At 63.9% G+C, this 12934-nt stretch carries 13 protein-coding genes; 6 read left to right on the forward strand and 7 right to left on the reverse strand.

The window, feature by feature from the left end; genetic code table 11:
- Positions 1 to 15: 15 nt before the first annotated feature.
- The 5 genes from ACZ5IU_RS08030 to ACZ5IU_RS08050 all read right to left on the reverse strand — a co-directional run bounded on the left by ACZ5IU_RS08030 (position 16) and on the right by ACZ5IU_RS08050 (position 5052).
- Positions 16 to 1179: a succinylglutamate desuccinylase gene (locus ACZ5IU_RS08030; protein WP_464421711.1), complete on the reverse strand. Its 1164-nt coding sequence runs from the start codon at positions 1177 to 1179 to the stop codon at positions 16 to 18.
- 13 nt (positions 1180 to 1192) lie between these two features.
- Positions 1193 to 1363: a hypothetical protein gene (locus tag ACZ5IU_RS08035; RefSeq protein ID WP_464421713.1), complete on the reverse strand. Its 171-nt coding sequence runs from the start codon at positions 1361 to 1363 to the stop codon at positions 1193 to 1195.
- Positions 1364 to 1367: 4 nt separating this feature from the next.
- Positions 1368 to 2702 (reverse strand): C4-dicarboxylate ABC transporter, encoded by a 1335-nt coding sequence (locus tag ACZ5IU_RS08040; protein WP_464421715.1) that lies wholly within the window; start codon positions 2700 to 2702, stop codon positions 1368 to 1370.
- 66 nt (positions 2703 to 2768) lie between these two features.
- Complete coding sequence (locus tag ACZ5IU_RS08045) at positions 2769 to 3308, reverse strand: DUF6305 family protein (RefSeq protein WP_464421717.1); 540 nt, start codon at positions 3306 to 3308, stop codon at positions 2769 to 2771.
- Between the two features lie 82 nt (positions 3309 to 3390).
- Positions 3391 to 5052 (reverse strand): dipeptidase, encoded by a 1662-nt coding sequence (locus tag ACZ5IU_RS08050; RefSeq protein WP_464421719.1) that lies wholly within the window; start codon positions 5050 to 5052, stop codon positions 3391 to 3393.
- 655 nt (positions 5053 to 5707) lie between these two features.
- Between ACZ5IU_RS08050 and ACZ5IU_RS08055 the strand changes: the two genes are divergently transcribed.
- Positions 5708 to 6145, forward strand: a complete 438-nt coding sequence (locus ACZ5IU_RS08055) for a hypothetical protein (RefSeq protein WP_464421721.1) — start codon at positions 5708 to 5710, stop codon at positions 6143 to 6145.
- Between the two features lie 37 nt (positions 6146 to 6182).
- Positions 6183 to 6590 carry a hypothetical protein gene (locus tag ACZ5IU_RS08060; protein WP_464421723.1) on the forward strand — a complete coding sequence of 136 codons (408 nt, stop codon included), beginning with the start codon at positions 6183 to 6185 and terminating at the stop codon, positions 6588 to 6590.
- Between the two features lie 79 nt (positions 6591 to 6669).
- On the opposite strand, the gene ACZ5IU_RS08065 is transcribed toward ACZ5IU_RS08060, so the two are convergent.
- Both ACZ5IU_RS08065 and ACZ5IU_RS08070 read right to left on the reverse strand, forming a co-directional pair.
- Positions 6670 to 7401, reverse strand: coding sequence for a CTP synthase (locus ACZ5IU_RS08065; RefSeq protein WP_464421725.1), 732 nt, complete (start codon positions 7399 to 7401; stop codon positions 6670 to 6672).
- 3 nt (positions 7402 to 7404) lie between these two features.
- A complete protein-coding gene (locus ACZ5IU_RS08070; protein ID WP_464421727.1) occupies positions 7405 to 8349 on the reverse strand; it encodes a D-aminoacyl-tRNA deacylase in 945 nt (314 codons plus the stop codon).
- Positions 8350 to 8603: 254 nt separating this feature from the next.
- Between ACZ5IU_RS08070 and ACZ5IU_RS08075 the strand changes: the two genes are divergently transcribed.
- The 4 genes from ACZ5IU_RS08075 to ACZ5IU_RS08090 all read left to right on the forward strand — a co-directional run bounded on the left by ACZ5IU_RS08075 (position 8604) and on the right by ACZ5IU_RS08090 (position 12918).
- Entirely contained in the window at positions 8604 to 9038 is a 435-nt protein-coding gene (locus ACZ5IU_RS08075; protein ID WP_464421729.1) for a hypothetical protein, read from the forward strand.
- Positions 9039 to 9063: 25 nt separating this feature from the next.
- Positions 9064 to 9615 carry a GNAT family N-acetyltransferase gene (locus ACZ5IU_RS08080; protein ID WP_464421731.1) on the forward strand — a complete coding sequence of 184 codons (552 nt, stop codon included), beginning with the start codon at positions 9064 to 9066 and terminating at the stop codon, positions 9613 to 9615.
- A gap of 636 nt (positions 9616 to 10251) precedes the next feature.
- Positions 10252 to 11340, forward strand: a complete 1089-nt coding sequence (locus ACZ5IU_RS08085; protein ID WP_464421733.1) for a M24 family metallopeptidase — start codon at positions 10252 to 10254, stop codon at positions 11338 to 11340.
- Between the two features lie 81 nt (positions 11341 to 11421).
- On the forward strand, positions 11422 to 12918 hold the full coding sequence (locus tag ACZ5IU_RS08090; protein ID WP_464421862.1) for an ABC transporter substrate-binding protein: 1497 nt from the start codon (positions 11422 to 11424) through the stop codon (positions 12916 to 12918).
- The last annotated feature ends 16 nt before the right edge of the window (positions 12919 to 12934 follow it).

The following is a 12934-nucleotide window of genomic DNA, read 5'->3' on the forward strand; positions in this document are numbered from 1 at the left end:
CGTTTGTGCGCCGGATCAGTCGAAGAAGAGCCGGTTCTTCGGCGCGGCCGACGGATCGCGAAAGAACGCGCCGACGCCCTTTTCGATCATTTCGGCGTAGGAGGGGATTCCCTCCACGAGGATCGTTTGGTCGGGGTGAAGCATGTTGTGCACCTGAAGCAGCGTCATCAGCGTGGTAACGTGCCGCGCGACGCGTTTGTCGATCGGCCAGCCCTTTTCGTCGATGGGCGCGTAGAGGAGCTTGTGCTCCCCGGCCTTCATGACGAAGCGGTCGCGGCCGGACATGAGAAGTTCTTCGTCCGTGATCCCGCGGATCCGGTCGAGCATCGGCTCGGCGACCTCCGCGAGGTATGAGACCGCTTCGGAGTGGTCGCCGATCTCCCTGTGACTCAGCCCGTGGAGCGCCGTCGGGGAGAATTCCATGCCGATCGGAACGTCGAACGTCTGCGAGGTCAGCATCATCGAGGTCATCGCCGCGACCTCGTTTCCCCTCTGGTGGGTGACGATCGTGTTCTCGACGGGGTACTCGAGTTCGGCCTCGTGGAAGTCCATCGTGAGGTTCACCCTCTCGGCGCGGATGAGTTCCATCGCCGCGTGGGTGGTGCGCTCCGTGAGCATTCCCCCGGGACGTCCGGGCCAGTTGCGGTTGAGGTTTCGGACGTCCATGTAGGCCAGGTTCTGGCCGCTGGGGTAGTGGATGTAGACCTCGGGATCGGGCCAGGAGTCGAGCGGATTGGCCGTGCGGTCGCCCATGCGCCATTTCTTGGTGCCCCAGGGCGTCTTCACGTGGAGGAAGCGCGGGTACGCCTCCCCGAGCCGCGTGCAGGTGGACGCGCTCGTGTTGACGCGGTCGATGACGAAGACCTTCCCCTGCGTGACCCGGAGGTTTTCGGTGAAGACCTGCGCCGACATGTTCGCGGCGGGTTCCTCGGCGTGGGTGCCCCCGATGATCAGGAGCGCGCCTCCCGGAACGCCGCTGTCGAAGACGTAGACGTTGGCGTCGTTAATGGTTCCCGCCACGCTCTTCGAGTAGTCGCCGAGCTTTTTGACGGCCGAGATCCCCTCGCTCGCCACGACGGGTTCCCTGAAGGCGCGGTGCTCGCGGAAGAGCGTTCCCGCGACGCCCGTCGCCGCGATCACGGCGACGATCGTCGCCGCCTTGACCAGTCTGAGGTTCATGCCGGAACCCTCCTCACTTGAGGCGCAGCAGGCGCAGGATGAAGGGAACCATCACGATGCCGTAGAGGATGGCCTCCTGCGCGTTGCGCGTCCGGATGAAGTTCGCGGCGACCGCGACGAGGAAAAACGCGTTGATGCAGTAGTAGAGCACCATGACGACGGTGCTGACGGTTGTGCTGTCCATTGTCTCAGCCTCCGATAAGGGCGCCGAATTCCCTGCCGTACACCATGACCGCGGTGCACATCGCGAGGATGAAGAGCATGGGAACGAGCGCCGTGCGAACGAATCCCCGGAAGTAGTCGCCCGTGTAGCCGAGTTCCATGACGGCCGCCCTTCCGACGACCGCCGTCGGGGGAAGGCAGTCGCCGACGGGCCACATGACCGCCCAGCTCGCGAGGGAGATCACGGGGTTGTAGCCCAGCATGTTGAAGAGCATGATCAGCGGGACGCCGAAGAGCGGGGCCACGGCGTACTGGAGAACGCCTTCGGAGACCGGCAGGATGATCCAGAGCGAGGCGAAAAGCACCGCTATGGGAAGCGTCACGACGGCCAGCGAGAGAAGGCCGCGGGCTCCCGTGAGGGTCATTGTCTGGTTGAGGATGCCGACGATTACCATGATGCCGACGAGACCGAGCAGGTTCCGGACCGTCGTCGAAACGACCTCGAACAGCGGCGGGCGCACCGGGCTGACGATCACCGTCGCCAGAGCCGAAAGCATGAACACGAGCGGCATTCCGAGGATCGGGAAGGAGAAAGGCCACGCCCGTCCGGCGAGTGTCAGGCCGATCAGGACGACGAACGGGAACATCGCCCGGAACCAGTTCCACCCCTCGGGAGGTTCGGGCAGCCCCGAGAGCGCCGTGTCGCGGTCGACGGGACTGCCCTTTCCCGCCAGCCAGAACGTGGAGAAGAGAGCCCCCGCGACCGAGAGGATCGCGAGCGGCAGGCCGAAACCGACATAGGGCATGTTGGCCCCCGCCGCGGCCATCATCGCCCAGAGGTTGACCGGCGGGCACGCGGCGCTCATGGCGGCCAGGAGGAAGATCAGCGCGACTCGGCGATTCTCCGGAACCCCCATCGCCGCGAGGACCGACCCCGTAAGGGCGCCGACCGTCAGGACCGTCGTGGCCCCGGAGCCCGTGATGGCCCCCGGAACGAGCATCACGAACGTCAACAGGACGAGGCAGACGAACCGGTGCGCGTGAAACGCGCCGACGATCCGACGGACGATGAACGCCACGCCTCCGGCCTGCTTGTAGAGCGTCATGAAATACGTCGCCGTCAGGAAGATGAGGCAGACGTCGTAATAGGTGCACGCGCCCTCGACCACGTGTCGCACGATTTCGGCGAACGACAGCGCGGAGCGGGGATCGGCTCCCTTCGGCAGCACGGCGTGAGCCGCGAGAGCCGCGAGCGTGGCTGCGAACATCGAGAGTTCCGTCGAGAGGCGGAACCTCTTCGCGACTGCGAATGCCAGCACCAGAACGCCAAGCGCCAGCATCGAATGATGGAACATGGTCATCGTGAACGTATCCTTTCGCCACAGAATTGACCGGGGGCCCCGAAAGAGGCCCCCGGTCGTCGTTCCCTACTTGAGTACCGTTCCGATCGCAAGGGCGTCCTTGATCTTGATGAGGGGTTTCTTGTGGGTCTCCGCATACTTCGTGAAGAAGCCGTCGCTGTCGCTGTCGGTCACGACGAGAATGACGTCGGCATCCTTCATGACGGCCTCGATGGACGCCGCGTCGGAGCTGTCCGTCCGGCGCGCCATGCCCTCGACGTGCGCTCCGATGACCGTCATTCCGGCCTTCTTCGCGGCCGCGATGGTCTTCGAGCAGCGGTCGATCTCCGCGTCGACGTTCGTTCCCGCCGCCCCCATTCCCTTCATGCTCGTGCCGCTCGTGACGATGAGCGTCTTGTAGTCGCCCTTCACGTCGTCGGCGGTCAGCTTGTTGTTGTAGTCCGCCTTCACGCCGGCCTGCTTCGCCGACATCCCGATCATGACGGCTCCTGGGCTCTGGCCGCACGTGGTGACGATATACGGTCCCTCGAGCTTCGGGGCGTCGGCCGCGAACGCCGCCGCAGCCAGCGCAGCAACGAAGAGGACCGCGATTGCCGCTTTTCTCATTCCGATTCCCTCCCTGTCATTCGCGAACGTCGGGCAAAGGCCGGTACGGCCTTTGCCCGACGGGTGGAGACGTGTGACGGTGCTATTTCGCCTTTTTGATCGCTTCGAGGTCGCGAATGGCCGTTCCGCCGAAGTCGACCTTCTCGAGGTACGCCTTCGGATAGCCCGGCTTGAGCATGGCGCCCTTGGGGCTGATCTGGCCGCCGTCGTAGTACGTTCCGATCAGGTGCCAGGCGAAATTCCACCAGCCCTTCTCGACCTTGTCGAGGTTCGAGGACGTATAGTGCGTCAGGAAGGCGACGGCCTTCGCCGGATCCTTCTTGTACAGCTCGACGGCCTTCGCTTCGGTCTCGGCCTGCTTCGAGAAGAAGACGTCCTCGTAGCTCGCCTTCTTCTCGCGGATCTCCTTGTACATCGCGTCCCAGCGGAGGTTGGCCCAGTTGTTCACGAGGTTGAAGGCCCACCATGCGCTCTCCGGATCGAACTCATGGCGCTTGCCGACGGTCCATGGCTTCGGGATCTCGGTCACGCCGCAGTAGATCGGGACGTAGACGGTCGTGTCGGGCGCGTCTTCGCCGAACCACAGAACGCCGCCGACGGGATCGGGAAGCCAGGCGCGGCTCTGCGACACGAAGCTGTAGGAGCAGCGGAACATCGCGATCGGGCGCTCCCAGTCCTGTCCCTCGCGTCCGGCCGGCTTGTGTTCCTTGGCGACGGGCCAGCGGTTCGGGTTGCCGAAGGGTTCGGAAGCCGCGTCCTTCGTCAGGTCGTAGGGGGTTCCCTCCATGTGGTCGCTGTAGATGTCCATGATGTCCTTGACGCCGAGCTTCTTGTCCGGCTTGATGGAGAACGGGTACTCGGCGTACTCGTCATGGATCGGGAACTGCTTCGAGGGGGCGAGAAGGCTCAGCGCGCGCCACTCGCGGCGGCTCTGGTAGAACGGGGCGCCGTAGGGTTCCGGGTTGAAGACCTTCGCGTAGTTGAACGGAAGGCCCTTCTTCCACCACCCCATCTTCTCGGCCAGTTCGGTGATCCGGGAAGAGATCATGAAGTTCGCGTCGTCGAAGCGAAGCTCGCCGATGCGGGCGCGATTGGCTCCGACGAAGACCTCGTCATCGGGGACGCGCTGCGCGACCCAGTGGGCTCCCGGCGTTCCGCTCTCGGGCGTCCAGAGGAGGCCGCCGCCGCAGATCTCGAAGACCCAGAGTTCCTTCGCGTCGCCGATCACGAGCGTTTCGCCGCCGTCGGCGTAGCCGTACTTCTCCGCGAGTTCGCCCATGACCTTGATGGCTTCGCGCGCCGTCGAGGCGCGCTGGAGACCGTAGATCTCGAGGTTGGCGATGTAGAACAGGCCCTTGGGGCTCGCGAGTTCATCGCGGCCGCTCCAGGTGAACTCGCCCATCATGAGCTGCTTGTCGTTCATGAACGGGTAGCCGATGTGGAAGTACGTGTTCGTCTTCGCGGCCTGCGGAATCTGGCCGGTCTTGACGAGCGGCTTGTCCGGGCGCGTCCCGAGACACGGGTCCACCATGACGTCGATCATTTCGCCGGACTTGTGTTCTCCTCCGGGAACGATCTGAATCCTGTGGTCGTACCAGCCGTCGCAGGTGTGGGACACCATCACGGAACCGTCGACCGTCGCCTTCGGCCCGACGCCGAGCGGCGTGCAGGCCAGAACAGCCGTCGCCGCGAAACAGGCGGCCGTCCCCAACAGCAGAGCGCGTGAAACCTTGCCGATATTCATGCACATCCTCCTCCTTATTCGTTCTCCCGGACATCCTCGTCCGGGGCTTCTCCCGCCATTCGCATGACGGACTTTATTGTACACAATTTCTTGCCCGTCTCAAAATACCGGCGAACACAATGGAATTTTGAGCTGATTTCGTGGCGTAAAACGGAACCGGAAGACAGGGTCGACACGTCATGCGGGAGTGGAAGGAAGAAGAAACAGCACCGGAATTCATCTCGTTTGCGATGTCCGACCCCGGCGTTGCCTGACGACTATTGTACCGCTTGTCGCGGAATTGAACAGTGCGGAACGCCTCGTCCCGGTAAGGGCGGATGTCGGGCTCCGGTCTGTCGGACCGGAAGTGCGGGGTTGCATGATATCGAGTTTTACGATCTTTCTTTACGAATCTTTAGATTGGTAAAGAAGGTTAAAAAACGAGGACTTACGTATGTGCCTGCCGTGCCGGAAGAGTAAAATCCAACTGAAAGCGTCTCCGGATCGACGGATCGAAACGGAGATGGGTGACGCGGCGAAGGACGGAGAGGCGACGGGTCGCGCGGGAGGGAATGAACAAGGGAATGAACGGGGAAAGAGCCGAAGGACATGGCGTTCGCGAGGGGCCGGCCGTAGTGCCGGCGTTTTGGAAACACCAGGGAGGGTGATGAGAAAGATGAAAAGAATTGTCATTGTCGCGATATGTCTCGCGTTACTTGCGGCGGGAGCGGGGACGCTCTTCGCCGAACCGTCGGGCGGCAATTCTCCGGATCAGAGGTTCTACAGTGGTCCGGAGGGTGGGCCCGGGCCGTACCCGGGAATGCGTCCGCAGGAGATGCGGCCGTACGATCGCCGGCCGCCGTACCATCCGCGACCCTACGACTTCAGACCGGGGCCGGGACCCCGTCCCTTCGACGACAGGCCGCCCTATGGACCGGGACCGAGGCCGAGACCGTACGATCACCGGCCTCCGTTCGGGCCGAGACCTCCGCGCCCGGAATGGCACGGGCCGGTTTCGTACGCGTACCCCTGCCCGCCGAGACCGCATCGTTGCGACGGGATGGAACAGGTCATCATCCACCTGCTTCACAGGATGATCGACAGGGTCGAGTAGCCGTTTCCGCGGCGGAAGAAAAGGAGTGTGATACGACATGCGCAGGATCCGGTATTCGCTGATGATTGCGATGGCGGCGTCGCTTTTCCTCGTTGCCTCGGCGGATGCGTGGGCCCCGTACGGACGACCGCACTACCCGAACTTCGTCTACCGGCAGGATAACCAGTTGCTGATCCGGTGCGGCAGTTGCGGCGCGATCTGCTACTACGGACAATACCGGCACTGCCCGAGATGCGGAAACTTCTTTCCGGAACGGCCCGGCGGACCGCACCCGTACAGTACCTGGCGGCCGGACGTCCGGCCGCGTCCCTACTACGTCCCGGCTCCGCCTCCTCCGCGGCCCTACGGCTGGCGGCATCCGTACTTCCGTAGGCATCCGGAATGGCGCGGGCCGCTTCCATTCACCGACCGTCCACCTTACCGGCCCCATCACCCCTTTTATTGACGGGGACGGATGACGATGATCCGGAGGTGAATCCGGAACGATACGGGGGCCCGGGCGGATATCCGCCCGGGCCCTTTCGTCAGAGCGAATCGAGAAATCTGCGGAGGTGCAGCATGCACCCCTTCCGGATGAACCCGTGAAGAATCGGGGGAAGCTCCGCGGGGTCGTTCGCCGGATGCGGCGAGAAGACGGTTCCGACGTAGAACTTGCGGTCCGCGTGTTCGGCGATCATCGCCCTGCCGCGTTCGTCGACGCCGCTGATCACGAGATCGGTGCCCTCGAGACCTTCGCGGAACGCCGGATCCATCGCGTAGCCGCATGTCGCGGTTTCCTCGCTCTGGTCGGCGTCGTACAGGAGGGACGCGAGCGTGTCCCTCCTGATGTTGACGGTCGCCGGTTTCGGCGACGGGAAGATGTCGGGATCGCCCGAAAACGGAGAAACGGCCGCGTGGAGCACGTTCTTCGCGAACTCCTCGACGACGTGGCGGAAGCCGAATCCCGTCGCGAGAAGGGGGATCCCGTTGCGTCGCGCGTATTCCGCCGCCGCGACGAAGGCCTCCGATCCCGCGCACGGATCCCCGGGAGCGAGCCAGAGCCCCGCGTATTTTTCGAGGACGGCAGTTCCGCCCTCTTCGACGGCCTTCGTTCCGATCCATTCGCGATCGATGACGACGACTTTCGCGAACGTTTCGAACGTCCGGTCGATGGCGATCCGGTCTTCGGAGTCCGGCTCCTGGTCGCCGAGGACTCCGAACATAACGGTCTGCGACAGGAAATCCCTCTTGTCGCCCGGAAGTATTTCATCGTCCATGTGTCATGCCCCCCATGCGATCGTCTCGGGACGACGCAGCGACTGGTGTTTGAATGCCGGAATTCCGAGCTTCGCGCCGAGGGCGCGGAAGCGGTCCTTGTAGACGCCCTTGAGATTGTCGTGGAACGCGATGGCGTCGATTCCGCCCGCGATCGAGCGGGCACACGCGTCGAGCCGTTCGGCCCCGTCGTCGTCTTCGTAGCGTCCGGTCACGAGCCACTGGTTCGCGAGGATGTGCGAAACGGCGAACCCCCAGTCGTCCCACGTCTGGAGCGCCGCCGCGGCGAACGACGGTTCGAAGTGGACGCCACCCGCGCAAAGCAGGCGCTTCACGCGGCGTCCGTCCCCCGTGAAGGCGCCGAAGAGCGACTTCGCGAGCACGGCGGCGGCGGCCGCGTTCGACCAGCATCCCTCGCTGCTGCCGATCTCGATGTCGAGCACGGGGACGGGATACTGCGGGATCAGGTCGGGAGTTCCGCCTCCGTAGACCATCCCGGACCAGTGGGTCGCCTCGGTTGTCACGCGAAAGTCGAGCCCCGCCTTGAGTCTGTTGCGTTCCATCGCGAGAAGCAGGTTTCGCATGTATTCCGGGTTCGCCGGGCCGAATGATCCCGAGTCCACGTCGCCTGTGGTGTGCGTCGTCAGGATGTTGTCCGGGGCGTTCTCCCCGGCGTGCCACGTGATGATCCCCGCGAGGTCGAAATCGGCGAAGTGCCGTCGCATGATCGGCAGATAGCGCGTGAAGTCGTGGCTGACCACCCGTTCGGTCCGCACGAGCCAGAACGAATTCCCCTCCCCGTCGGTGTGGCGGAGCGCCGGATCGCGGTCGACGACGATGTCCGTCTCCCCGAAGGGGACGAGATTCCGGGCGGTCTCGAAGACGTGCCCGGCGACGTAGTCGGGCGAATGCACGCATGCGAAATACACGGCCTTCTTGGGTTGCGTCACGGTATATCCCTCCCGTCCTGAAGCGTGACTTTCCGGTACATCGTAGGAGCGCCGCCGGACTGTGTCAAGGAGCTGACTTCCGGCGCGTCCTTGCCGGAAGTCCTCCAATCTTTAGAATGGTTAAGACGAGCTTCCGGTGCGGGAATTGCGGATATTCGCCCCTCAGGGGAGCGTATAATTTTCGAAGGTACGAGGGCCGCCGGAGTTCGCGGCGGCGGATGAAACGTGCAACGGATCGAAGGAGGGAGAGAACGATGAAACGGATCATGACGGCGGCGGGACTTCTGGCGGCGATGACGTTCCTCGTCGTGGGGTACGCCTTTGCGGAGCCGAATTACGACAGGATTCCGAATCAGATGCAGCAGAACACGATATTCCACAGCGGCGCCAACTATTCGATGATCCGCTGCGGCAACTGCGGCGCGACATTCGAATACGGGCGGTTCGAGCGGTGCCCGAGATGCGGGAACTTCTTCGGCGGAACGACGAACGAGACGTACCCTTCGCAGACGAACCGGGTGATTCACGGGATGCCGTATTATTTCCCCTATCCGGGGGAGTATTACGGACCGGGACAGCCGGATCACAGACCGTTCCCCGACAGGTACAACGGACAGGGCGGAAACGGCGGCGCTTCGGAGATGGAGCGGCTGCTGCTCGAACTGCTCCGAAAGGCCGCGGGAAAGTAGAACGGTATCGCGAGGGGTGAAAGCGGTGCGGAATGTCCTTCCCGAAACTCTGGAGACGGAGCGGCTCGTCGTCCGCGTCGCGAAACCCGGCGACGGGAAGGTCTTCAACGAAGCGATCCTCGAGTCGCTCGCGGAACTCGGGATGTGGCTCGCCTGGGCGGTTTCCGCGCCCTCGGTCGATCAGTCGGAATCCGTGTGCAGGCGCGCATACGCGCGTTTTCTGCTGAACGAGGATCTCATGGCGCTCTTTTTTCTCCGGGACTCGGGCGTCCTGGTCGGCGGCAGCGGACTGCACCGTGCGAACTGGGAGCTGAGGCAGTTCGAGATGGGGTACTGGGGGCGCACCGCGTACTGCGGACGGGGGTTCGTCACGGAGGGGGTCCGCGCGCTTGCGGACCATGCGCTCGACGATCTCGGCGCGTCCCGCGTGTGGCTTACGACCGACGAACGCAACGCCGCGAGCCGGCGTCTGGCGGAACGCGCCGGTTTCGAACTCGAAGGGGTGCTGCGAAACGAGCGTCTCGACCTTTGCGGCAGACTCCGGAACACGTGCGTCTATTCGAGGGTAGCGCGCTGACGTCGCCGGTCCGGGGCCATTCTCCATTTTTCGCGGCCGTTCGCCGCAGTGTCGCTGTCCCCGGGGAGCTTCGCGAGGCGTTCGAGGATCGCCGCGTCGGCCTCCCGCACTTCGCCTGACGCGTCATCCGGAAGCCTCGCGGTCGTTTTCGGCCGTACTCGCGCGTGTTCCAGCGGATTCGAGCAGCCGGCAGCCCATTTCGCCGTTGAGTGCGCTGTCTTCCGCGAGGAGGATGCCCCCGGCGCTTTTCAGATTTCTCTCCGAGATCGCCCATATCGGGTCTTTCGACGGCCCGACTCTCTTGCGCCGATATTCCCGCCCATCAGTCCGAAAAGCTTTTTTCCGATCGCGAGCCCGATCTCCGTCGCGCCGAATCTGCACGTCGTGGAGGCGTCCGAGGCGAGCGCGGAAACGATGTTCGGAATAGGCGGCGGAAACGTCGGGATCTCCACCTCGCTTATCCCTCGTTCCGCTGTTTTGTCCGAGCGTTTCACATACATTAGCGACCATTGTTCGCGTATTATGCCTTGAAATTGACACAATTCGGCGGTTATGATATTACAATTGGATGCGAAATCGGGGATTTCTCCCGCGACGTGCGGGATACATTCCCCGAGGGGAACGGGGGAGTTCTGAATGCTGTCGGAACGTCTTGCGCGCGTCCGCCGCGCGATGGAACGGGAAGGGGTCGACGGCCTCGCCGTGTTCTGCGCGGAGTACGACAACAGCGCGAATATCCGGTATCTCAGTTCGTTCGGCGGATCGTTCGCGATCGTCGTCCTGTCGCCGTCGGATGCGCGGCTGATCACCGATTCGCGCTACTTCCTGCAGGCGGAGGAGGAGTCGCCGCTGCCGCTCGTCCGGATCGCGGGACGCGATCCGTGGCCGGCCGTCGCCGCGACGCTCGCTGACATGAAGATCCGGACGCTCGGTTTCGAGACGGAGCGTCTGCATATCGACGCGTTCCGGCGCCTCGAGGCGCTTCATCCGGACCTCAGGGGACTCGACCGCTTTCTGCTCGCCCTGCGCGCCGTCAAGGACGCGCAGGAGATCGGATGTCTCCGCGAGGCGTGCCGAATCGTCTCGGACGCGTTCGTCGCGTTCCTTCCCTCCCTGCGCCCCGGCCGGACCGAGGCGGAGGTCGCGGCGGATCTCGTCCACGAAGTCCGTCTCAGGGGCGCGAGGCAGCTCGCGAAGGGGCACTTCGTCGTCGCGTCGGGCGAACGCGGGGCGAGGCCGCACGGCGTTTTCTCCGACCGGGTGATCGAAGCGGGAGACTTCGTCACCTTCGACTTCGGGGCGTTCTTCGGGGGCTACGTGAGCGACATGACGCGAACCGTCTGCGTCGGACGGGCGTCCTCGCGGATGACGGAGATCTACGCGACGGTACTCGAGGCGCAGCGGCGTTCGCTCGCGGTCCTCGCGTCGCCGGAAGGCGCGACGGGCGCGGCCGTCGACGCCGCGGCGCGGGAGCACGTCGCGTCCCGCGGTTTCGGGGAATGCTTCACGCATTCGACGGGTCACGGAATCGGCCTCGAGATCCACGAACTGCCGCTCGTGAACGCCGCGAATGCGGAACGGCTTCTCCCGGGTTCGGTCGTCACGGTCGAGCCGGGGGTATACGTCGAGGGGCTCGGGGGGGTGAGGATCGAAGACAGCGTTCTGGTCGCGGACGCCGGGTGTGAGGTGCTGACATCCGCGCCGAAGGAACTTCTGGAGCTGTAGGGGCGTGCCCCGGGACGCCCCTGTGCGTCGGGCGCGCGGTGCGGTTCGTTTTCCGGGAGAGGAGGAACGACGAAGGTGAGAATGCGCAAGGTGGTCGTTGCGGTTCTGCTCTGCCTGACCCTCGCGGGCGCGGGGCAGGCGAAGGATACGGTTCTGACGGTGGCCCAAGTGGCCGACATCAGCAACCTCGATCCCCAGAGGATCAATGACGTCTATTCCGCGAACGTGGTTCGCCAGATCTACAACGGGCTCGTCGCGATGGACGACAGGATCAGGATACGGGGTGATCTCGCGACTTCGTGGGAGAATCCCGACGCGAAGACGTGGATTTTCCACCTGAGAAAGGGCGTGAAGTTCCACAACGGCGAAGAACTCAAGGCCTCGGACGTGAAGTTCACGATCGAGCGCATCCTCGACCAGAAGACCGCCTCTCCGGGCGCGGTCCACGTCAGGGAGATCGCGTCCGTCGAGACTCCGGACGCATACACCGTGAAGATCGCGACGAAGAACGCGTTCGCCCCGCTCCTGAGCAGCCTCAGCCGCTACGAACTCTCCGTCCTGAACGAAAAGGCGACGAAGGCGGGCGGCGATGCGTACGGCAAGAACCCGGTCGGAACGGGACCCTTCAAATTCGTCGAGTGGAAGAGCGGCGACCGCGTCACGCTCGCGAAGTTCGCCGACTACTTCGAGGGACCGGCGAAGATCGACGGCGTCCTCTTCCGTGCGATACCCGAAGACGCGACGCGCCTCGTCGAACTCGAGTCTGGCGCCGTCGACATCGTTTCGAACCTGCCTCCGCAGGATTTCGACCGAATGAGCAAGAACCCGGACGTCACCGTCGTCGAGGTTCAGGGACAATCGACGCTGTACATGGGCTTCAACGAGGAACTCAAGCCCTTCGACAACAAGCTCGTCCGCCAGGCCCTCAACTACGCCGTCGACAAACAGGCCATCGTCGACGCGGTCTTCTTCGGGAAGGCGATTCCGTCGTTCGGCCCGATCTCGCCGAGCATCTGGGGGTTCGACGAGACCCTGAAGCCCGCCTACCCGTACGATCCCGAAAAGGCGAAGGCGCTTCTCGCGAAGGCCGGATTCCCGAACGGCTTCGAGTGCGTGATCCTGACCGATCCGCGCACCGAACGCAAGAGCATCAGCGAGCTCGTCCAGTCCTACCTCGAGGCCGTGGGCGTGAAGGCCTCCATCGAGACGATCGAATGGGGCGCGTTCCTCTCCACGACGGCGAAGGGCGCGAAGGGGATGTTCATCATGGGCTGGACCGGAACCGGCGACGCCGACGGCGGTCTCTTCCCGAGATTCCACTCCTCGAACGTCGGAGCGGCCAACCGGAGCCGCACGAAGAACGCCGAAATCGACGAACTGCTCCAGAAGGGGCGGACGACCATCGACGAAAAGGAACGCAGGGACGTCTACAAAAAGCTCCAGGCGGCCGTTATCGACGAGGCGCCCGAGATCTTCGTCGCGGTGACGAAGAACCTCGCGGCCACGAAGAAGAACGTGAATGGGTACGTCATGTATCCGAGCCTCATCAGTCCGCTGTATGGGGTATCGGTGAAGTAACGGGCCACGGAGGGAA

This window comes from Lactivibrio alcoholicus (assembly GCF_055390895.1).